The 20,417-nt window shown below is 67.5% G+C and carries 18 protein-coding genes; 2 read left to right on the forward strand and 16 right to left on the reverse strand.

The annotated features are described in order from the left end of the window. Nucleotides 1-31: 31 nt before the first annotated feature. From J0I99_RS11470 to J0I99_RS11525, 12 genes are all read right to left on the reverse strand, one after another. Complete coding sequence (locus J0I99_RS11470) at nt 32-1,018, reverse strand: acyltransferase (RefSeq protein ID WP_291397705.1); 987 nt, start codon at nt 1,016-1,018, stop codon at nt 32-34. A gap of 164 nt (nt 1,019-1,182) precedes the next feature. Further along, entirely contained in the window at nt 1,183-3,081 is a 1,899-nt protein-coding gene (locus tag J0I99_RS11475; protein ID WP_291397708.1) for an ABC transporter ATP-binding protein/permease, read from the reverse strand. After that, on the reverse strand, nt 3,081-3,398 hold the full coding sequence (locus tag J0I99_RS11480; protein ID WP_291390658.1) for a helix-turn-helix transcriptional regulator: 318 nt from the start codon (nt 3,396-3,398) through the stop codon (nt 3,081-3,083). Before J0I99_RS11480 ends, J0I99_RS11475 begins: the two co-directional genes overlap by 1 nt. Before the next feature lie 173 nt (nt 3,399-3,571). Then, nucleotides 3,572-5,194, reverse strand: a complete 1,623-nt coding sequence (locus J0I99_RS11485) for a LysM peptidoglycan-binding domain-containing protein (RefSeq protein WP_291397710.1) — start codon at nt 5,192-5,194, stop codon at nt 3,572-3,574. A 113-nt stretch (nt 5,195-5,307) separates the two neighbouring features. Further along, nucleotides 5,308-6,900 (reverse strand): citramalate synthase, encoded by a 1,593-nt coding sequence (gene cimA, locus J0I99_RS11490; RefSeq protein WP_291397712.1) that lies wholly within the window; start codon nt 6,898-6,900, stop codon nt 5,308-5,310. A 10-nt stretch (nt 6,901-6,910) separates the two neighbouring features. Further along, entirely contained in the window at nt 6,911-7,414 is a 504-nt protein-coding gene (locus J0I99_RS11495) for a GFA family protein (RefSeq protein WP_291390655.1), read from the reverse strand. Beyond that, on the reverse strand, nt 7,411-8,373 hold the full coding sequence (gene pip, locus J0I99_RS11500; RefSeq protein ID WP_291390654.1) for a prolyl aminopeptidase: 963 nt from the start codon (nt 8,371-8,373) through the stop codon (nt 7,411-7,413). The genes J0I99_RS11495 and pip overlap by 4 nt, the downstream gene beginning before the upstream one ends. Then, nucleotides 8,370-8,867: a GFA family protein gene (locus J0I99_RS11505; RefSeq protein WP_291397714.1), complete on the reverse strand. Its 498-nt coding sequence runs from the start codon at nt 8,865-8,867 to the stop codon at nt 8,370-8,372. Before J0I99_RS11505 ends, pip begins: the two co-directional genes overlap by 4 nt. Continuing rightward, nucleotides 8,854-9,237 carry a VOC family protein gene (locus J0I99_RS11510; RefSeq protein ID WP_291397716.1) on the reverse strand — a complete coding sequence of 128 codons (384 nt, stop codon included), beginning with the start codon at nt 9,235-9,237 and terminating at the stop codon, nt 8,854-8,856. The genes J0I99_RS11505 and J0I99_RS11510 overlap by 14 nt, the downstream gene beginning before the upstream one ends. After that, entirely contained in the window at nt 9,234-9,893 is a 660-nt protein-coding gene (locus J0I99_RS11515) for an endonuclease domain-containing protein (RefSeq protein ID WP_291397718.1), read from the reverse strand. The genes J0I99_RS11510 and J0I99_RS11515 overlap by 4 nt, the downstream gene beginning before the upstream one ends. Next, complete coding sequence (gene cysS / locus J0I99_RS11520; RefSeq protein ID WP_291397720.1) at nt 9,890-11,308, reverse strand: cysteine--tRNA ligase; 1,419 nt, start codon at nt 11,306-11,308, stop codon at nt 9,890-9,892. Before cysS ends, J0I99_RS11515 begins: the two co-directional genes overlap by 4 nt. 210 nt (nt 11,309-11,518) lie before the next feature. Further along, complete coding sequence (locus tag J0I99_RS11525) at nt 11,519-11,938, reverse strand: hypothetical protein (RefSeq protein WP_291397722.1); 420 nt, start codon at nt 11,936-11,938, stop codon at nt 11,519-11,521. A gap of 385 nt (nt 11,939-12,323) precedes the next feature. Here J0I99_RS11525 and J0I99_RS11530 point away from each other — a divergent pair, with 385 nt between their 5' ends. After that, nucleotides 12,324-13,487 carry a DUF2865 domain-containing protein gene (locus J0I99_RS11530; protein WP_291397724.1) on the forward strand — a complete coding sequence of 388 codons (1,164 nt, stop codon included), beginning with the start codon at nt 12,324-12,326 and terminating at the stop codon, nt 13,485-13,487. Here J0I99_RS11530 and gltX read toward each other — a convergent pair. From gltX to J0I99_RS11545, 3 genes are all read right to left on the reverse strand, one after another. Beyond that, the gene (gene gltX, locus J0I99_RS11535; RefSeq protein WP_291397725.1) at nt 13,432-14,757 is read right to left on the reverse strand and encodes a glutamate--tRNA ligase; all 1,326 of its coding nucleotides are present in this window, start codon (nt 14,755-14,757) and stop codon (nt 13,432-13,434) included. The genes J0I99_RS11530 and gltX overlap by 56 nt on opposite strands. A 163-nt stretch (nt 14,758-14,920) precedes the next feature. Next, nucleotides 14,921-16,636 carry an NAD+ synthase gene (locus J0I99_RS11540; RefSeq protein WP_291397727.1) on the reverse strand — a complete coding sequence of 572 codons (1,716 nt, stop codon included), beginning with the start codon at nt 16,634-16,636 and terminating at the stop codon, nt 14,921-14,923. A 93-nt stretch (nt 16,637-16,729) separates the two neighbouring features. Further along, a complete protein-coding gene (locus J0I99_RS11545; RefSeq protein ID WP_291397728.1) occupies nt 16,730-17,821 on the reverse strand; it encodes a hypothetical protein in 1,092 nt (363 codons plus the stop codon). 124 nt (nt 17,822-17,945) lie between these two features. On the opposite strand from J0I99_RS11545, the gene J0I99_RS11550 reads away from it, so the two are divergent. After that, the gene (locus tag J0I99_RS11550; protein ID WP_291397730.1) at nt 17,946-18,464 is read left to right on the forward strand and encodes a response regulator; all 519 of its coding nucleotides are present in this window, start codon (nt 17,946-17,948) and stop codon (nt 18,462-18,464) included. On the opposite strand, the gene J0I99_RS11555 is transcribed toward J0I99_RS11550, so the two are convergent. After that, nucleotides 18,424-20,352, reverse strand: a complete 1,929-nt coding sequence (locus tag J0I99_RS11555; RefSeq protein ID WP_291397732.1) for a PAS domain-containing protein — start codon at nt 20,350-20,352, stop codon at nt 18,424-18,426. The two genes, J0I99_RS11550 and J0I99_RS11555, sit on opposite strands and share 41 nt — an antisense overlap. Nucleotides 20,353-20,417 lie beyond the last annotated feature (65 nt).

Consider the following 20,417-nt stretch of genomic DNA (forward strand, 5'->3'; position numbering starts at 1 on the left):
TCGTCCCGGGCCTTTTGTTGTTTGGCGCCGATTATCGGGCCGCGGCCGAGCGACGTGGAACCGACCCTCTGGCCCACTGCCATGCCACCCCTGCGGCCAGCGACGCGGCAAAGGTAAGGGCGATGACGAGCAGCGAGTTCGTCCCCAGTTTCAGCTCGACAACCAGGATGCCGATGACCAGAACGTGGGCGAGGTAGGCGGTGAAGGTGGCCCGGCCGAGGGCGGACCAGACGGGCCAGCGCAGGTCGAGCCGCATGAACAGCAGCACGACCGAGATCCCGTAGCCGAGGGTCGAGAGCGAGAAGTCGTGGCCCATCGGGTAGCGGGGCACGACGAGATAGCCCTCCCCCAGCTGGCCGAGCGCGAACAGCACGACCGCAGCGATGAGGGTCGGTACAGGCAGGCCACTCACCCAGCCGCCGTGCCGGCGCAGGAGTACGCCGGCAACGAGGAAGACCGGCGCGAAGAAGATGCCGTTGCGATCCATCCAGAACGGGGAAACGCGCTGCAGCAGGATCGGCCCGTAGGACCCCACGATCGTCCCGAGCAGGAACAGCGCCACCGACAGCACAGCCGTCATGCGCCAGCCGAACCAGCGGCCGGAGAAGGCCACGATCACAGTGCCGACGATGAGTGCGGGCAGGAACCACAGGTGGAAGGCCGGTCCGCCGGTCCAGAGCAGAAAGGCCAGGCCGACCGGGGAGAGGTCGAGCGCATGGCTCGGCACCGTGACGGCTTGCCACGCGACCATGACGGCCACCCAGGCGACGAACGGAACGCCGACGCGGCGGAGGACACGGAGCACGAGGCGCCCCGGCGCGGCAAGTTCCTCGGGCTTCCAGAACCAGGCCGAGAGGATGAAGAAGACCGGGACGGCAAAGCGGCTCAGTTCATCGAGGACGAAGCCGAGCAGCCGGTTGTCGTGAAAGCCGCCCGCCGCGACGTGCAGCGTGATGATCCCGAGCAGGCTGAGGACGCGCAGTGCATCGAGGGAGGCGTTGCGGCCGGCGGCTGACATGGGCGCCTAGCAGCAAGCACGGCCAAGCGGCCAGGCATGCCCCTTGGAGCAAGCGAACGCCGGGGCGGGCGTGCCGCCGGGCACGAGGTCGCAACACCACATTGGGGAATCTCCGTACGTACGGAGATTGCTCCCCAGCCGGCCTGCGCCGCAAGCCCCGCTGGCTACTCCGCGGCCGGCAGGCCGCGCTTGACGAAGCCCTCGGGGTCGTTGGCGACCTTGCGCGCCAGTTCCTCGACCTCGCTCGCCTCGCGCTGGCGGTTCCACATCTGGGCGTAGAGGCCCTGCCGGGCCAGCAGCCCGGAATGCGTGCCCCGCTCGGCGATCTGGCCGTCGCGGAGCACGATGATCTCGTCCGCATTGACCACAGTGGAAAGCCGATGGGCGATGACCAGCGTGGTGCGGTTGGCCGAGACCAGGTCGAGCGCGGACTTGATGTCCTGCTCGGTCTTGGTGTCGAGCGCCGAGGTGGCCTCGTCGAGGATCAGGATGGCGGGAGCCTTGAGGATGGTGCGGGCGATGGCGACGCGCTGCTTCTCGCCGCCCGAGAGCTTCAAACCGCGCTCGCCCACCTGGGTCTCGAAGCCCTTGGGCAGCGCCTCGATGAAGTGGCCGATCTGAGCCAGTTCGGCAGCCTTCTTCACCTCGTCTTCCGTCGCGTCGGGGCGGCCATAGCGGATGTTGTAGGCGATGGTGTCGTTGAACAGCACGGTATCCTGCGGGACCATGCCGATGGCGGCGCGCAGGCTTTCCTGCGTGACGTCGCGCAGGTCCTGCCCGTCGATCGTGATGCGCCCCTCGATCACGTCGTAGAAGCGATACAGCAAGCGCGAGATCGTCGACTTGCCGGCGCCCGAAGGCCCAACGACGGCGATGGTCTTGCCGGCCGGCACCTCGAAGCTCACGCCCTTGAGGATGGGGCGGTCGGGATCGTAGTGGAACTTCACGTCCTCGAAGCGGATCACCGGGCCGGTGATGGCGATCGGCCGCGCCCCGGGCTTGTTCTGGATCTCGGGCGGACGGTCGAGCAGCTTGAACATCTCCTCGATGTCGGTGAGGCCCTGGCGGATTTCGCGGTACACGAAACCGATCATGTTGAGGGGCCGGTAGATCTGCATGAGGAAGGTGTTGAGCAGGACGAAATCGCCCAGCGTCAGGGTACGGTTCATCACGCCGATGACCGCCAGCACGCCGATGACCACCGTGCCTGAGTAGAAGATCACCGCCTGGCCGAAGTTGAGGAAGCCCAGCGAGGACCAGATGCGGATGGCCGAGCGCTCGTAGCGTGCCATCGAGGCGTCGAAGCGGTCGGCCTCCATCTTCTCGTTGGCGAAGTACTTCACCGTCTCGAAGTTGAGCAGGCTGTCGATGGCCTTGCCGTTGGCGTCGGTGTCGCTCTCGTTCATGTCGCGGCGGATCGAGATCCGCCAGTTCGACGCCTTGATGGTGAACCACAGGTAGAGCCAGACCGTGACGACCAGCACGGACAGGTAGCTGACGCCGAACATCACCACGAAGATGGTGCCGGTGATGACGAACTCGACCAGCGTCGGCGCCGTGTTGAGCATCGTGAAGCGCACGATGGTCTCGATGCCCTTGGTGCCGCGCTCGATGACGCGGCTGAGCCCGCCGGTGCGGCGCGCCAGATGGAAGCGGAGCGAGAGCCGGTGCATGTGCTCGAAGGTCTGCAGGGCCAGCTTGCGCACGGCATGCTGGCCGACGGAGGCGAACAGCACGTCGCGCAACTGCTGGAAGCCGGCGTCGATGATATTGCCGACGCCGAAGGCGATGACGAGCACGACCGGCACCGCGACACCCATCAGCAGCGCGGTGTCGGGCGTCGCGCCATCCAGGCTGTCGATGATCCACTTGTAGATGAAGGGCACGAGCGTGGTCGCGACCTTGCTGACCAGCAGCGCGCCGATGGCGAGGACGACGCGAACCTTGAGGTCAGTACGGCCAGCGGGCCACATGTACTGCCAGAGGTTGCGAACGGTAGAGAACAGGCCGCCCTCCTCCGCACTGACGGTGGGGCGCTTGGGTGCCTCTTCGGCGACAGACATCAGGCGAGCTCTTTGACCGGGGAAACGGTGGTAGCAAGGCCTGCGAACAGGCCGGAACAGGCCGAATTGAACTCGGCAAGGCGATCGGTGCGCAGCTTGTAGCAGTTGCGCGTGCCCTTGGCCTGGCGCTCGACCAGGCCGGCATCGAGCAGAACCTTGATGTGCTGGCTGACGGTGGACTGGGCCAGCGGCAGGCACTGGGTCACGTCCGTGCAGCAGCAGTCGCCCGCGTCCTGCTCGGCCAGGATGCGCAGGATGCTGAGCCGCACCGGGTGGCCGAGGGCGCGCATCACGCTGGCAATGTCATCGTCGCGCATCTGGTTCATCGGCAATCAGCGATAGAGAATCGGGGGCCGCAAGGCAAGGTCAAAGCGCCTGCCCGAAGGGGGAGTTGTGGGTTGGAGGGATGACGGCGCGGTGGTGGGAAAGGCGCGTGCAAGCCTGCCTGAGGCCGCCCTGCCCCGTGTGGGAGAGGGTGACGCCATCGCGCTCAATCCTCGGTCACCAGCGGCAGGTCGAAGACCTGGCCGGGGAAGATCCTCGAGGGTCGGGCGATCAGGTCTCGGTTGGCCTTGAAGATGGTGCGGTAGTGCAGGCCGGAGCCGTAGTAGCGGTGGGCGATGCTCCACAGGGTATCGCCGCGCCGGATGAGCGCCTTGCCGCCGGTGTAGCGGCCATCCACCGGGTCGCCGAAGGGGACCAGCCGGAGGATGGTGACGCTGCCCGCCCCGGTCCGGGCGCGCGGCACCTGGAATTCCGCCACCAGCGCCGGTGCGTCGGGCAGCGGCAGTTCGACCACCGAGCCATCGTCGTGCGCAACGTATGCCGGGAGCACGGCGTCCAGGTCGCCCCCGGGCAGTGAGAGGACCTGGACTGAGGCCGACCCGGCGCGCGGCACGATGGCGGCGATCGCCGGCAGCGGCTCGCCGGCCGGTGTTGCGTCGCCACTGTCATCCTGCGCGGGCGTGGACGGCTCCACGGGTCGAACGCGATCGGCGGCCAGTGGCGGCGCTGTGGCGGCTTCACTGTTCCCGGCAGGTTCGGATGGCGTTGAGGTCGTTCCCACAGGGGGAAGGTTCGGCGCGGCGACCTCGGGAATAGGATCGACCACGGCCGACGCATCGCCCTCAGGAGTCGCGGGGGTGGCTGCGCCGATCGGCTCGCGCGGCGGCGCGGGGGCCGTGCCCGAAGCCGGCGGCAGCAGGGCGGGAGCAGCGTCAGGGGCAAGTGCCCCTTCAGGAACAGGTGCAGTCGCCGGCGCATCGGCTGGCGCCTGGATCTCGACCGTGATCGCCGCCTGGCCCAGGAGCCGGCCACTGCCGGGCTCGATCGCCTCGATGCGCAACTCGCGCTTCGGCTGGGTGAGGATCGCCCCGGTTTCGACCAGCCAGCGCCCCTCCTCCACCGGGCTCTCGCCCATCAATTCGCCGTCGGCGTAGAGACGGATCAGCGCACCGGCCGGGCCCGAGCCGGAGATGTAGCTCGCGTCGCCCTCAAGCTCGATGGCGTCGATGGTCGGCGGCTGCTCGATCGGCGCAGCGACCGGAGGTGCCGGCGCCGGCGGCAGCGGCTCGGCGTTGGCGACCTGCGTCTCGGGCCGGGGATCGGCCGGAGGCAGGGGGACGACAGCAGGGGGAATGGGCGGCGCTTCAGCCGGCGTCGGTCCGGCAACGGGGTCGGTGACCGGCTCGATCGTCGCCGCCAGCGCAACGTCCTGCCGACCGGGGTCGACGGCCTCGTCGGCGGGCAGCAGCAAGGGGCCGCCCCGTCCGGCCGGCGCGGCTCCGGTGTCGATCTCGGGAACGGGTGCCGCACTGCCGGGAGCCGGCACCGGGGATTCCGGCGCCGATCCGGCTTCGGGAGCCGCGGCCACATCCTGCGTCCCGGTCGGCTGCTGCGCCTGTCCGGCGCCAGCCGGTTCGGCCGGGGGAGTGTCGGCAATGGCACGAGAGGGCGGCGGGTCGGGTGCGACTTCGACCACGGGTCGCCTTTCGTCCCGGCGCAGGTCGAACTTGCGCTCGGCCATATCATGGAGGCAGGCGGCGAGCCCGCGCGGATGGCCGGCGCAGGCATCCACCAGGGGGATGGCGATGATACCCAGCGCAACCGCCATCGTCGCCCCCGCGGCGGCGAGGGCGATGAGCAGCGTTCTACGATCGTCGGTCCGGCTCAGCAGGGCCTCCGGGCAATACGGGACAGCCTGCCCCGTAGTCCCCCTAGCGGTATTCAGGCTGCCTCTGACTTCATGAGCTTATAGGTTATCGACTCGTAAAGCGCCTCAAATGAGGCGTCGATGATGTTGGGGGAGACGCCGATCGTGTACCAGCGCTCGCCCGTGCCATCGCGGCTTTCGATCAGCACACGGGTGACCGCGCCCGTGCCGCCGTCGAGGATACGCACCTTGAAATCGACCAGTTCGAGATCGGCGATGCGGTCGGAGTATTGGCCGAGGTCCTTGCGCATGGCGAGGTCGAGGGCGTTGACCGGACCGTTGCCTTCGGCCACCGACATCAGGCGGTCCTCGCCGATGCGGATCTTCACCACCGCCTCGGTGACGGTGATCTGCTCGCCCCTCGCGTTGTGCCGGCGCTCGACGCTGGCGCGATAGCTCTCGACATCGAAGAACTCGGGCAGCGTGCCGAGGATGCCGCGCGCCAGAACGACGAACGAGGCATCCGCGCCATCATAGGAATAGCCGCGCGCCTCGCGCTCCTTGACGGTGCGCAGCAGCTTTTCGACGCGCGGATCGTCCTTGCTCAGTTCGATGCCGTGGCGCTTGAGCGCGGCGAGGAGATTGGACTTGCCGGCCTGCTGGCTCACCATGATGTTGCGCTCGTTGCCGACGCTTTCGGGCGGCACGTGCTCATAGCTCGAGAAATCCTTGGCGAGCGCCGAGGCGTGGATGCCGGCCTTGGTGGCGAAGGCCGCGGTCCCGACATAGGGCGATTGCCGGGCGGGGGCGCGGTTCAGCACCTCGTCGAAGGCGCGCGAAATCGAGGTGATATCGCTGAGCTGGTCGGCGGTGACGCCGGTCTCGAAGCGGTCGGCGAAGCCGGGCTTGAGCAGCAGCGTCGGGATGAGGGTGACGAGGTTGGCGTTGCCGCAGCGCTCGCCGATGCCATTGAGCGTGCCCTGGATCTGGCGCACGCCTGCCGAGACGGCAGCGAGCGTGTTGGCGACGGCCTGGCCGGTATCGTCATGGGCGTGGATGCCCAGCCGGTCGCCGGGGGCGACGGTCAGCACGTCGGCGACGATGGCCGAAACCTCGGACGGCATGGTGCCGCCATTGGTGTCGCACAGCACCACCCAGCGCGCGCCGGCAGCAAGCGCGGTCCTGACGAAGTTCAGCGCGTAGTCGCGATTGGCCTTGTAGCCGTCGAAGAAGTGCTCGCAGTCGACCAGCACCTCCTTGCCGGCCTCGACGCCGGCCACGACCGTCTCGCGCAGGCCCCTGAGGTTCTCATCGGGAGTGATCTCGAGGGCGATCCGGACCTGGTGGTCCCAGGCCTTGCCGACGAAGCACGCGGCATCGGCGGCCGAGTTGAGGATGGCCTGTACGCCCGGGTCGTTGCCGACGGAGCGCCCGGCCCGCTTGGTCATGCCGAAGGCGGTGAAGGTCGCGTCGCGGGTGCGGGCTTCGGCGAAGAACTGGTCGTCGATGACGTTGGCGCCGGGGTAGCCGCCCTCGATGTAGTCGACGCCCAGCCGCTCGAGGAGCGCGGTGACCGAAATCTTGTCCTCGAGCGAGAACTCAACCCCGGCAGTCTGCGCGCCGTCGCGAAGGGTGGTGTCGAAGAGGTAGAGGCGTTCCTTGGCCATTCGGGGGTACTCAGTTACGGGGCGGCCACTCGGCCGTGTCGTGGTCGGGGTGCTGGCGGTTGGAGGCGCGGATCGCGGAGGCCCAGCCGGCGTCGTTCGCGGCCTCGGTTGTGCCGACCTGCTCGATGGCATCGAGGCTTGCCAGCGAAGGGTGCTTGCCCTCGAGCCCCATCTGGTAGAGCACCGGGATCAGGTGCGGGGTGTCGAAGGCGCCGATCGACATCGAGACATGCCGGCCGGCGACATCGTGATAGAACAGCGACGTGCCACAATCACGGCAATAGCCGCGGTCGACGTGCCCGGAACTGCGGAAGCGCGCCGGCTCGCCGCGCGTCCAGGTCAGGTGCTCGTGGCGGATGCCGACCAGCGCGGCGAAGAGGTTGCCGGTCGCCTTCTGGCACATGCGGCAATAACACAGGTGCGGATTGTCCACGAGTTCCATGGCATGGAAGCGCACGGCACCGCACTGGCAGCCGCCCGAATACTCGCGGAACCGGTAGCTCTCGTCGCTCATATGAACTCGCTCCCCGCGAAGCGATCGGTCGCCTCGATCAGGTGATGCAGGATGCCGGGCTGGCTCAGCGCGTGGCCGGCGCCCTCGACCATGACGAACTCGGCCTCGGGCCAGGCCTGGTGCAGGTCCCAGGCCGTCTGCGGCGGGCAGGCGATGTCGTAGCGGCCCTGGACGATGATGCCCGGGATGTCGCGCAGCTTGCCGGCATCGCGGATCAACTGGCCCTCGTCCATCCAGCCGGCGTTGACGAAGTAGTGGTTCTCGATGCGGGCGAAGGCGAGCGCATAGTCCTCGCCGTAGAACGCATCGCTCACCGAGGGATCGGGCAGCAGCGTGATGGTCTCGCCTTCCCAGCGGGCCCATTCGCGCGCTGCGCCGACGCGGATGTCGCGGTCGGCGCTGACCAGGCGCTTGCGGTAGGCGCCGATCATGTCGTGGCGCTCCTGAGGCGGGATGGGCGCGACGAAGCGCTCCCATTTGTCGGGGAAGAGCAGCGAGGCGCCGTGCTGGTAGTACCAGAGCAGTTCCCAGCGGCGCAGGGTGAAGATACCGCGCAGGACCAGTTCGGTCACCCGCTGGGGATGGGTCTGCGCATAGGCCAGGGCAAGGGTCGAGCCCCAGGAACCGCCGAAAACCAGCCACTGCTCGACGCCGACCATTTCGCGCAGTCGCTCGATATCGGCGACAAGGTCCCAGGTGGTGTTGTGCTCGAGCTCGGCGAAGGGGCGCGACTTGCCGCAGCCGCGCTGGTCGAACAGCAGCACGTCATAACGCGCCGGATCGAAGACCCGCCGCTGGTTGGGGCTGAGGCCGCCGCCGGGGCCGCCATGCAGGAACACGGCCGGCTTCATGCCGGGCGTGCCGACGCGCTCCCAGTAGATCTCGTGGCCGTTGCCGACATCAAGGTGGCCGGAGGCGTAGGGTTCGATCTCGGGGTAGTAGGTGCGAAGGCTGGTCACGCGGGAAAGCCGTCCTTGGGCGGCCAGATTTCGGTGTCGTGGTCCGGATGCTGATGGGAGACGAGGGTGGCCATGAACTCGTGCCAGCCGGGCGAATATTCGGTGCGGACCGGCAGCGCCGTCAGCCCGTCGAAGAAGGGCAGCTTGTCGGCCATGTTCACCTGGATCAGCGGGGCGGCGACGGTCGGATCGTCGAAGGCGCCGATGGCGATCTCGACCTGCTGGTCGGGCGGGCGGCCGATCTCCTCATAGGTCAGCGGCGTGCCGCACTGGGCGCAGAAGCCGCGCCTGATCTTGTCGGAGCTCTCGAAGTACTTAGGTTCTCCGCGCGTCCAGGTGACATCGAAGCTGGTCACCAGCGGGCCGAAGAAGCTGCCGAAGGCCTTCTGGCACATGCGGCAATGGCAGATCGAGCCGCGGCCGAGCCGGCCGACGGCGAAGCGCACGGCGCCGCACTGGCAGCCGCCGGTGAACGGCGTCTCACTCCGGGGCATGGCAGACCGCCTCGATGTTGTGCCCGTCCGGATCGAAGACGAAGGCCGCGTAGTAGTTCTGGTGGTAGTGCGGGCGGAGCCCCGGCGGGCCGTTGTCCGTGCCGCCGGCGGCGATCGCGGCCGCGTAAAAGGCATCGACCGCGGCGCGATTGTCGGCGCGGAAGGCGAGGTGCACGCGGCCGCCCGTCAGCTTGCCGCCATCGCCGATCCACAGGAACGGCATGTCCGAGCCGAGCCCCGCGACGTTGCCCTCCTCGCCCTCGAACTTCATGTGCGTCCTGATGCCAAGCGGGGCCAGCGCCTTCTCGTAGAAGGCGAGCGAGGTGGCATAGTCGGCGGTTGAGATGGCGACGTGATCGAGTGCGGTCATGGGGTGGCTCCGGTGGCGTTGACGTTCGTCCCCTCACCCGCCTCGCTGCGCGAGGCACCCTCTCCCTCAAGGGTAGAGGTAAGCTGGTGCCCCACTTCTCCCCTCTCCCCTTGAGGGAGAGGGGTGCCCGAAGGGCGGGGTGAGGGGAAGGATGAAAGGGCTTGCCAGACGGCTTCGAGTACACCGTCACGGTTGTCCGACAGTTCATTGTTCCAGACACGCAGGATGCGATAGCCGAGCGATTTCAGCCGGTTGTCGCGGACCAGATCATGAGTGCTTTCGGCATGCTGGCTGCCGTCGAGCTCGACAATGAGCATAGCCTTCGGACACATGAAGTCGACGATGAAGCGACCGATCGGGACCTGACGCCGGAACTTGTGGCCCACGAAACGCCGGTTGCGCAGGATGCCCCAAAGAATACTCTCCGCTTCCGTTCCGTTGGAACGCATTGCCTTGGCGCGCTTGCGCAGCGTCGGCGTCAGTTCCGTACGCCATTCCTTGTGTCGTCGATTGACCTTCCCCTCACCCGCCTCGCTGCGCGAGGCACCCTCTCCCTCAAGGGGAGAGGGAAGGCGGTGCTCCGTTTCGCCCCTCTCCCCTTGAGGGAGAGGGGTGCCCGAAGGGCGGGGTGAGGGGAAGTCCCACTCGGCGTTCACCTGACCAGCTCCCATTTCGTCTGCCGCTGACCGCTCTCGTCCTTGTAGTCCATGAGCTGGACACCCTGGGTCAGCAATTCGGCGCGGATGGAGTCGGCCTTGGCGAAATCTCGGGCCTCGAGGGCGGCGAGGCGGCGGTTGACGGCTTCCTCGATATCGACGGAAGCGTCGGCCGACAGTGAGGCCGGCTGCAGCAGCGAGTCGAGGCCGAAGCCGAGGAACTCGAGGCTGGCGCCGAGGACGTCGGCGGCCGACTGGTCGCCCTTGCGCGCGTCGCGCGAGATGCCGTCGAGGACCACCGTCGTCCGGTGAAAATTGAGGTCGTCGAGCAACTCCTCGACGACGCCGGGATCCGGGGGCGAAACGGCGTCCTTGGTAGCGGCCGAGGCGGCGCGCTGCCAGTCGCGGAGCTTCTGCTCCGCCTCTTCCAGGCGCTTTACCGAGAAATCGATCGGCTCGCGGTAGTGCGTCATGAGCATCGCCAACCGCAGCACTTCGCCCGGCCACTTGCGGCCGCCGAACTTCTCCGTCTCGAGCAGGTCGTGCATGGTGATGAAGTTGCCGAGGCTCTTGCTCATCTTCTGGCCCTCGACCTGCAGGAAGCCGTTGTGGAGCCAGTAGTTGGCCATCACCTTCGTGCCGTGGGCGCAGCGCGACTGGGCGATCTCGTTCTCATGGTGCGGGAAGATCAGGTCGAGGCCGCCGGCATGGATGTCGAACACCGCCCCGAGATAGCGCTCGCTCATCGCGGAGCACTCGATGTGCCAGCCGGGGCGCCCCCTGCCCCACGGCGACTCCCAGCCGGGCTCCTCGGGCGAGGACTGCTTCCAGAGGACGAAATCGGCCGGGTTCCTCTTGTGGGCGTCGACGGCGACGCGCGCGCCGGCGACGTTGTCCGCGAGGTTGCGGCCGCTGAGCTGGCCATAGTCGGGCATGGAATCGACCGCGAACAGCACCTCGCCGGCCGCCTGGTAGGCGTGCTGGCTGCCGATCAGCTGGGTGATGAGCGACTGCATGCCCTCGATGTTGTCGGTGGCACGCGGCTGGTGCGTGGGCTCGAGCGTGCCGAGGGCCTTCACGTCCTTGAAATACTGCTCGGCCGTCTTCTCGGTGACCTTGCGGATCGCTTCGTTGAGCGGCAGGCCGGGATAGTCGCGGGCGGCGCGGGCGTTGATCTTGTCGTCGACGTCCGTGATGTTGCGCACATAGGTAACGTGCCCGGTGCCGTAGAGGTGGCGCAGCAGGCGGAACAGCAGGTCGAAGACGATCACCGGCCGGGCGTTGCCGATATGGGCGTAGTCGTAGACGGTGGGGCCGCACACGTACATGCGCACGTTATAGGGATCGAGGGGGACGAAATCCTCCCTGGTCCGGGTCAGCGTGTTGTAGAGGCGCAGTATCGTCGGCTCGCCCAAAGTCTCTTCCCTTCGCGCACGCGTTCAGGCTCGCGGAGCGGGTTCTTCGGGTCTAGGGAATTCGGGATGAAGAGAACCGCGCCGCCAGCAATGCCTAGCGGATAATAATGCAGACCGTAATGCAGATCGCGGTTGCGGTTTTCATGGCGCGCAAGATGCCGTCATGCCCGGAAAAAAGCAAGGGGCGCCGAAGCGCCCCCGCCAAATCGGTCATTGCGGGGCGGCCGGGGCCGTCGGAGCGGCCGGCGGCGGCTCGGCGGCCTTGATGGCCGCGGCGACGTCGGGCTCCGCGAAGCAGTTGTTGAGCCCCTCGCGCGCCAGTTCGGTGAGCTTGTCGTAGCTGCCATGGGCCTGGTGCGCCTCGTCAGTGCCCTCGCCGCGCAGGTCCGCGGCAAGCATGTCGATGTCCTTTTGCGACATGTCCTTGAAGGCATTGGTCAGGCAGGAGCAGAGCGGCGTCAGGATGGCAGCGGAGTCGGTGCCGGCCGGCACCTGCCCCAGCAGGAAGGCTTCGCCGCCCCGGCAGGCCTCGGAGAACTTGCCCAGGTCGGCCGGCGCCTGGGCCATGGCCGGTGCGGCGGAAAGGCTGATCACGCCGGCAAGGGCGGCAACGAGAATGCTGACTCGCAAGGGATACTCCTGGTCGCGGATGGCGCGCGGCCACCTGTTAGCACAGTCCTTGCGCCCACTATCAGGCAGAAATGCAGCGGACGGCGCGCTCGGGGGAGCGTTCACGTCGGGCTATCTCCCGCGCAAGAGAGGCCCCCAGGTCAGCGGGAGTCTGAGGGTAAGTCCGAGGCGCCTGCGGCCCTGACGGAACCCCTCGCTGCGAAAGTCTCGCAAACCGCAACGATTTCGGTCACGCGGGCGTTACCAACCGGCCAGCGGGCGGAAGGTCTGGTCATCGGGCGTTAACCCGGGCCCCGACCATGCTAGAAACAGGCGAATCCGGTGCGCGTCTCGCTTTGGGCGCAAAGGCCGGGTACCAAAATACCATCCTATCCGGTTCGAGTTGATGACGAGCATCAGACCCAGCACACAGCTTTTCCTGCTCCGCTTTGCCGTGCTGGCCTTCACGGCCTGGATCGGGCTGCTGCTCGATGTGTCCAGCGCCTATGCCCAGGCGGAAAGCTGCTCCCGGCTGCAGACCATGCTGCGGCAGCTTGATCGCAATGCCGATTTCCAGAATGCCCAGGGCAACCAGCTCAGGCAGTTGCAGCGGGCCGTGCAGAAGTCCGAGAGCGCCTATGTGCGGCAGGGCTGCAACGACGACGCCAAGGCGGGTCGCAGGCTCACCGCCGAATGCCGGGCCATCGCCCGCGAAGTGCTGGCGGCGCGCGATGACCTCGCCAAGATGTCGCAGAGCGTCGACACCGGGCAGGCGGTGGCGCAGCAGCGCGAGGCGATCCTGCAGGAAATGTCGCGTTTCGACTGCGACGGCCGCTCGCGCGTCACTGTCGACCGCGGCCAGCGCGGTAGCCTGTTCGAACAGCTGTTCGGGGCGTTTTCGGGCGGTTTCGACGGCGAGGGCGGGGTTCGCGGGGAGGAGTTCAACCCCTATGGCGGCTACCACACGGTGCGGACGCTGTGCGTGCGCAAGACCGACGGGTTCTACTGGCCGATCAGCTACTCGACGCTGGTCGACTATGTCGGCAACGACGCCGAGCAATGCCGCGCCATGTGTCCCGGGCTCGATGTCGATCTCTACTACTATGACAATCCGGGCCAGGAGCCGGCCCAGATGGTCAACCAGTTCGGCGAGATGTATGCGAACCTGCCCAACGCCTTCAGGTTCCGCACCGAGTTCGACGAATCCAGCAAGTGCACCTCGACGCAGGACCAGGGGTCGGTGACGGTCGCGGAACTGGCCGGAGGCGGCACGCGGGCGATGGTGACGTTTCGGGGCGCGAGTTTTCCGCTGCCGCTGCGCGACCAGCGGCGCGCCCCGCGCGTCGTCGCGGCCCCGGTCACGACGGTGGCCGAGCTCGCAACCTATGTCGACGTGCCCCTGCCCCGCCGCCGTCCGGCCGCGCCGGGCGAAGCCCCCCCACCGCCGGTCGCCGTGGTGGCACCGACCGCTGCCGGTCAGGCGGCGCGCATCGTGATGTTCGGCGACAAGCGCGTCAGGATAGTCGGGCCAGAGACGCCCTACGTCCTAGCAGCGGCAGAAGGGACCTGAGCTCCGGCCCCTGCTCCCGGCCCGTGAGGGCGAGGCGCAGGGGATGGAACAGCGCGCGCCCCTTGCGGCCGGTGGCCGCCTTCAGCGCCTCGGTCCATTTCGACCACGTGGTCTCGTCCCAGGGCTCGGCCGGCAGCAGGTCGCGGGCCGTGGCGAGATAGTCGCGATCCTCGTTGGCGACGACCGGGGTGACGGGGCCGCTGACCAACGTCGCGAGGTCGGCGATATCGGAGAAGACGCTGAGGTTGCCGCGCAGGGCCAGCCAGAGCGGCTCCGAGTCGAAACCCAGCGCGACGAGGCGGGGGCGCGCGGCCTCATAGGGCATCTGGTGCAGGATGCGGGTGTTGAGGCTGGCGAGTTCGGCCGGATCGAAGCGGGCGGAGCCGTGCGACACCGCGTCGAGCGTGAACGCCTGCCCCATTGCCGCCAGGTCGGGATAGGGCTCGACCGGCAGGCTGGTGCCGGTGAGGACCGCGACCGCCGCCACGGCCATGGGCTCGTAGCCCGCTTCGCGCAGCTCCATCAGCGACAGCGAACCGATACGCTTGCTCAACCCCTCGCCCTCGGCGCCGGTCAGCAGGTTGTGATGCGCGAAGGTCGGCACCGCGCCGCCCAGCGCTTCGAAGATCTCGATCTGGGTGCCGGTGTTGGAGACGTGGTCCTCGCCGCGGATCACGTGGGTGATGCCGAGGTCGATATCGTCGACGACGGAGGGCAGCGTGTAGAGATAGGTGCCGTCGGCGCGCACCAGCACGGGATCCGACATCGACGCGGTGTTGACGGTCTGAGGGCCCTTGATCAGGTCGACGAACGCGACCGGCCGGCCGTCGAGCCTGAAGCGCCAATGCGGCTTGCGCCCTTCGGCCTCGTACTTCGCGATCTGCTCCGAGGTCAGCTTCAGGGCGGCGCGATCATAGACCGGCGGACGGCCGAGCAGGCGGGCACGCGCACGCTTGCCATCGAGCTCCTCCTCGGTCTCGTAGGCCGGATAGAGCCGGCCGGAGGCGATCAGCCGATCGCGCGCCGCGTCGTAGAGGGCGGTGCGGTCGGACTGGCGGACCTTGAAGTCGGGGGTGATGCCGAGCCAGTTCAGGTCCTGCTCGATGCCGCGGGCGAACGCCTCGGTGGAGCGGGCGGTATCGGTATCGTCGAGGCGCAGGATGTAGCGGCCGGCATTGGCCCTGGCGAAGAGCCAGTTCATCAATGCCGGGCGCGCATTGCCCAGGTGCAGGCGGCCGGTGGGGGACGGGGCGTAGCGGACGGTGGTCATGGGTTGGCCGGACGTTCGAGCGTGGGGCACCACCCCCTCCCAACCTCCCCCATCAAGGGGGAGGTGTGGTTCCGCGCAAGTGGCACGGTCGCGCCACACTCACAAGCAGGCACCTCCCCCCTTGTGGGGGAGGATGGGAGGGGGGAAGACTCGAACACTGCTCTCATTCGAGACCCTTGCTGTCGAGCCGCGTCACCGGCTCCACCGTCTCCACCGTATCCCGATAGCCATTGGTGATCGGGTAGCGGCGGCCGAGCCCGAAGGCCTTGCGGGTGATCTTGACACCGGGGGCCGACTGCCGGCGCTTGTACTCGGCGATGTAGAGCAGCTTCTCGATGCGCTTGACGAGGTCGCGATCGAACCGCCCCTCGCCCTTGGCCACGACCTCGGCGACCGAGAGCTCCAGCTCGACGAGGCCATGCAGGATCTCGTCGAGGATCGGATAGGGTGGCAGCGAATCCTGGTCCCTCTGGTCCGGCCGCAGCTCCGCCGAGGGGGCCTTGTCGATGATGTTCTGGGTGATGACGACGCCGTCCGGACCGAGGCAGTCGGCCGGGCGGTTCCTGTTGCGCCAGTCGGCCAGCTCGTAGACACGCATCTTGAGCATGTCCTTGATCGGGTTGAAGCCGCCGTTCATGTCGCCGTAGATCGTGGCGTAGCCGACCGCCATTTCCGACTTGTTGCCGGTGGTGAGCAGCAGGCCGCCGAGCTTGTTGGAGACAGCCATCAGGTAGATGCCGCGCATGCGCGACTGGATGTTTTCCTCGGTGAGGTCCATTGGCCGGTTGCCGAACACCGGCTGCAGTTCGGCCAGCGCCGCTTCCACCGGATCGCCGATCGACACGACGTCGTAGCGCACGCCGAGGCGGCGAGCGCAGTCCTCGGCATCGGCCAGGCTTTCCTTGCTGGTGTAGCGGTAGGGCAGCATCAGGCAGTGAACGCGGTCGGCGCCAAGCGCGTCGACGGCCATGGCGGCGACGACGGCACTGTCGATGCCGCCCGACAGGCCGAGCAGCACCGACTTGAAGCCGTTCTTGTTGACGTAGTCGCGCAGGCCGAGGACACAGGCGCGCCACGGCGCCTCGTCGATGCTCGAGAGCGGCGCGACGTGCGGGTCGGTGCAGCGCCAGCCATCGGGCGTGCGCTGCCAGTTCGACATCATGATCTCGGTCTCGAAGCTCTTCGCCTGCACGACGAGCCGGCCGCCGGGCTCGATGGCAAAGCTCGCGCCGTCATAGACGAGCTCGTCCTGGCCGCCGACCTGGTTCAGGTAGAGCAGCGGCACGTTATCCTCGGCGACCCGGTCGGTGACGAGCTTGTAGCGGGTGGCCTGCTTGTTGCGCCAATAGGGCGAGCCGTTGGGGCAGAGCAGCAGGCGCGCGCCATTGTCGACCAGATGGGCGCAGACTTCGGGGTGCCAGATGTCCTCGCAGATCGGAATGCCGATCGAGACGCCCTTGATGGTCACCGGCTCCTGCAGCTCGGCGCGCTCGAAATAGCGCTTCTCGTAGAACACGTCGTCATTGGGCAGCTCGCGCTTGTAGCGGCGGGCGATGATGGCGCCGTTCTCGCAGACGAGCGCGGCGTTGTAGAGCCGCCCCCCCTCCTGCCAGACGCAAGGCATGATGGCGGTGACGCCGGTCCCGGCAGTGGCAGCCGCAAACTCCTGCGCCGCGGCCATGGCGTCGGCGACGAAACGCGCCTTGAACAGCAGGTCGTCGGGGAAATAGCCGGTGAGGAACAGCTCGGGGAACAGCAGGATGTCCGCCCCCTGCCCTGCGACGTCGGCAAGGGTCTTCCTCGCCAGCTCGAGGTTCTGGCGAATGGCGCCGACCGTCGGATTCAGCTGCGCGAGGGCGATGCGTAGGCGATCGGTCACTGGGAGACATCCGGGCCGCTTGGGGAGATCGCGGCAAGACTTATCCGCTCACCCCAGGCGGGGCAAGCGGACAGCCGATGGCGGCAGCTCCGATCAGAACGCGTAGGTCAGCTCGGCAAGCAGGCCGTAGCGGAACATCGAGAACGGATTGTTGCTCTCGATCGCACCCACGTTCAACACTGTCGGGTCCGTGTCATACGTGCCATCGCTGTCGGCATCCCCCGGGTTGCCGATCTGCGCGACGCTGTAGCTGGCATCGGCAGTGCCCTGCAGGTACCAGGCGCGCCCGCCCAGCCGCATGGTGATGTTCTCGGTCGGGTGGACGCCGATCCAGGCCTCGGCCATGGCGCCATAGCCCCACCCGTCGACCGAGGTGGCGGACGAGCGCATCTGCGAGATGTTGCCGCTGGCGCCGCCGTAGGGGAACTGCGCCGGCCCCCCATAGACGTCCGTGTTGAATTCGGGGTCGTCGACACCAACGGTGCCGTTGACCTTCGCATAGGGAACGGCGGCCAGCTCGGCTCGGACATCGATGAAGTCCGCGAGCTTGGCGTTGCCCGAGATGCCGAGCCGCAGCGCATGGACCTCGACATTGTTGGGCGCGCTGTCGCCGGGAACGAACGTCTGGCCGGTCGCGGGATTGTAGTCGATGTCGCTGCCCGAGGTGGCCGTGGTGAAGTTGTTGCGCCCGGTATCGGGCGAGTTGTTCCAGTAGAGGTAGCCTACCAGGCCGCCGACGCCGCTGCCGGCCCCGTCGTCAAAGGCGTTCCAGCCGAAATCGGCACTGGCATAGCCGACCTGGCCGTCCTCGATCGAGGAAGCGAGGGAGCCGGACGTGGTGCCGTTGATGGCGATCGAATACCCCACCATGGCGTGAGCCCAGGTGGCCGTGGCATCGTCCTCGATCCGAAGAAAGGCCTCACCGATATGGGCGGTATCTTCAGCGCTGGAGCTGCTCCCCCCTGAGGCGTAGTCCATGCTCCCCATGGAGTACCAGTAGCGGAGGCCGGTCTCCATGTGGATGCCGTCGCTGTCGTCGCCGAGCTCGGTCCAGTCCTGCGGCTCGACGGAGTAGGCGCCGCGGTAGATGCCCTCCGGTGAAGCGGTGGTCCAGTCGGCAGCGGCGGCCGGCGCAGTGCCTGCGGCAGCGGCAAGGACGATGAGGCTGGTGGCCAGACGGGGCATGACAAACTCCGCAACACTACTTGCCGTCATTTATGGCCCGTTAGGGTTAATGTTCCGCTAAATGCGACAGGCACAATGCAACGGGATGCCGCCAAAGCGTTCGAATCAAACGATCTGGTAAACAGTGCGCGATTCATCGCTCGCATGCGTGCAGCGCCTGCAACCATGTGCGCTGCTCACGAGTTGGCACGACACGAAGAAAGAGCAGCAAGGTAAGGAAATGAGTTCGAAGGTTCTGGTGGTGGAGGACGAGATTTTCGTCGCCACCGAGTTGGAAAACCTGCTGTACGACCTGGGCCACCAGCCAGTCGGTATCGCCGCCGACAGCCGCCAGGCCCTGGCGCTGGCCGATCAGGCGGACATGGCTTTCGTCGATATCAACCTGCTGGACGGACCCACCGGGATCGAGGTCGGCAGGTCGCTGGCCAGTCGCGGCGTGACGGTCGTCTACATGACCGCGAACCCATCGCAACTGGGCGACGGCGTACCCGGCACCGTGGGGGTCATCCCCAAGCCGGTGGAGCACTCCGAGTTGCGGCAGGCCATCGAGTTCGCCGCAGCGCTGCACGCCAAGCAGGCGGCAGCAACACCTCCCCGCCGCCTCAGGCTGTTTGGTTCTCCTGGCGCTCAGGCGTTTGCCTGAGTTCAGCCTTGCGGCTCAGCGCGGCAAGAGGCAGCGTCACCTCCACGCGCAGCCCGGCTTCGTCGAAGGCGCGTTCGAGCCGCCCCCGCAACTGCCCCTCGACGCTCAGCGCCATCAAGCGGGACCCGAAGCCAGTGGACGTGGCCTCGGGCCGGGGTCCGCCGCTCTCCACCCAGCTCAGGTGATAGTCCTCGCCTTCAATCCAGGTGGTGATGGCGACGCGGCCGTCAGCGCTGCCCAGCGCGCCATACTTGGCCGCGTTGGTCGCCAACTCGTGGAACAGCAGCGCCAGCGGGGTCGCGGCCCCGTCATCGATCGGCACGTCCTCGCCGTTGAAATGCACGCGTTCGGCGTCTCCCAGACGATACGGCTGCAGCAGCTCGCGCACCAGCGCATGCAGCGTCGCCGGATTGGCACGCGGCATCGAGCTGCGCGAATGGGGACGCACGAAATCATGCGCCTGCCCCAGCGCGAAGATACGGCCACGCAGGCTGTCGGCGAAGGCCTTTGCCTCGGGATATGACCGCGACGCGAGCCCGACGATGCCGCCGATCACCGCGAAGATGTTCTTGATGCGGTGGCTCAGCTCCTGGGCGACGACCTCGCGCTCTTCCTGAACCAGCCTGCTCTCGTGAATGTCGGTGCAGGTGCCGAACCAGCGCACGATCCGCCCCGCCGCGTCGCGCACGGGCAGCGCACGCCCGAGCACCCAGCGGTACTCACCCGAATGATGCCGAAGGCGATACTCGATGTAGTACGGATCGCCGGTCTCGAGCGACTGGCGCCAGACCTTCCACGCGCGTTCCTGGTCATCGGGGTGGAACATGCCGTTCCAGCCGGCGCCATCCGTCGAGCCCTCGGGGACACCGGTGTATTCGTACCAGCGCGCGTTGTAGTAGTCGTGATAGCCGTCGGGCAACGTGGACCAGACCATCTGGGGCATGGTGTCGGCCAGGGTACGGAAGCGCTGCTCGCTCTCGGCCAGCTGCTCGGCCATCCGTCGCTCCTCGGTGATGTCGACGACCACGCCGGGCAGCCGCACCGCCTTGCCCTTGCCGTCGGTGATCACGCGGCCCGAGGCCACCACCCAGCGCACCGAACCGTCCTCGGCAAGGATCCTATACTCGAAACGCACGGGCCCGGCGTCCTTCAGCGAGTCGCTGATCTCCGAGATGGCCCGCTGCCGGTCGTCGGGATGGATGGCGCCGAGGAAGTCCTCGATCGGCAGGCCGGTCGCCGCCTGTCCCGGGCTCACGCCGTAGAGGGCGGCGAAGCGGTCGTCGGCGGTGACGAGGTTGTCCTCTATGTCCCAGTCCCAGGTACCGACCATGTCGGATGCCCTGAGGGCGATGTCCAGCTTCTCCCGGTATTCCTCGAGGGCCCGCGCGGCGAGAACGCTCTCCGTGACCTCCTGGACGATCACCAGCACGCCGGCGGGACGGCCATCCTCGCCGGCGACCGGGCTGTAACTCAGGTCGATGAAGGTGGCCGCCGGGCCGTTGCCGCGATCGAGGAGCAGTTCCTGGCTCGACAGCTGCCAGCTCTCGCCGGCAAAGCCGCGACGCATGTTGCCGGCGTTGAAGTCGGCAATCTCCGGCCAGGCCGCGAGCACCGGCATCCCGAAGATCGAAGGATGCCGTTCACCGGCGAACACCGCGTAGCCGTCATTGTAGATCAGCGTGCCGTCGCGCTCCCCGGCCAGCAGCACCATCGGTACTTCGGACAGCATCATCATGCGCACTGCGGCGCGAATGCTGTCGGGCCAGCTCGCGATCGGGCCCAGGCTGGTCGAGGACCAGTCGAAGCCGTTCAGCAGATTGAGAGTGGGGCTTTTGGCCAGCCGGGCGCGCGTAACGTCGTCAGCCGTTGGAAAGAGCGTATTCGGCATTGACCCCGCTACCATTGACCGAGGGCGCGACATGCGCACGGTTGGCGACCAACAGGAGCCGCCTT

Origin of the sequence: Devosia sp. (assembly GCF_017307495.1) — a bacterium.
GTDB lineage: Bacteria > Pseudomonadota > Alphaproteobacteria > Rhizobiales > Devosiaceae > Devosia_A.

Bases quoted from the DNA above. Each gene is read 5' to 3' on its own strand.
- J0I99_RS11555 (WP_291397732.1), bottom strand. From the start codon at position 20,352: ATGCCGAATACGCTCTTTCCAACGGCTGACGACGTTACGCGCGCCCGG.
- cimA (WP_291397712.1), bottom strand. From the start codon at position 6,900: ATGGCCAAGGAACGCCTCTACCTCTTCGACACCACCCTTCGCGACGGC.
- J0I99_RS11495 (WP_291390655.1), bottom strand. From the start codon at position 7,414: ATGAGCGACGAGAGCTACCGGTTCCGCGAGTATTCGGGCGGCTGCCAG.
- J0I99_RS11530 (WP_291397724.1), top strand. From the start codon at position 12,324: ATGACGAGCATCAGACCCAGCACACAGCTTTTCCTGCTCCGCTTTGCC.
- J0I99_RS11485 (WP_291397710.1), bottom strand. From the start codon at position 5,194: ATGGCGGTTGCGCTGGGTATCATCGCCATCCCCCTGGTGGATGCCTGC.
- J0I99_RS11510 (WP_291397716.1), bottom strand. From the start codon at position 9,237: ATGACCGCACTCGATCACGTCGCCATCTCAACCGCCGACTATGCCACC.
- J0I99_RS11475 (WP_291397708.1), bottom strand. From the start codon at position 3,081: ATGTCTGTCGCCGAAGAGGCACCCAAGCGCCCCACCGTCAGTGCGGAG.
- J0I99_RS11470 (WP_291397705.1), bottom strand. From the start codon at position 1,018: ATGTCAGCCGCCGGCCGCAACGCCTCCCTCGATGCACTGCGCGTCCTC.
- J0I99_RS11545 (WP_291397728.1), bottom strand. From the start codon at position 17,821: ATGCCCCGTCTGGCCACCAGCCTCATCGTCCTTGCCGCTGCCGCAGGC.
- gltX (WP_291397725.1), bottom strand. From the start codon at position 14,757: ATGACCACCGTCCGCTACGCCCCGTCCCCCACCGGCCGCCTGCACCTG.
- J0I99_RS11480 (WP_291390658.1), bottom strand. From the start codon at position 3,398: ATGCGCGACGATGACATTGCCAGCGTGATGCGCGCCCTCGGCCACCCG.
- J0I99_RS11505 (WP_291397714.1), bottom strand. From the start codon at position 8,867: ATGCCCCGGAGTGAGACGCCGTTCACCGGCGGCTGCCAGTGCGGCGCC.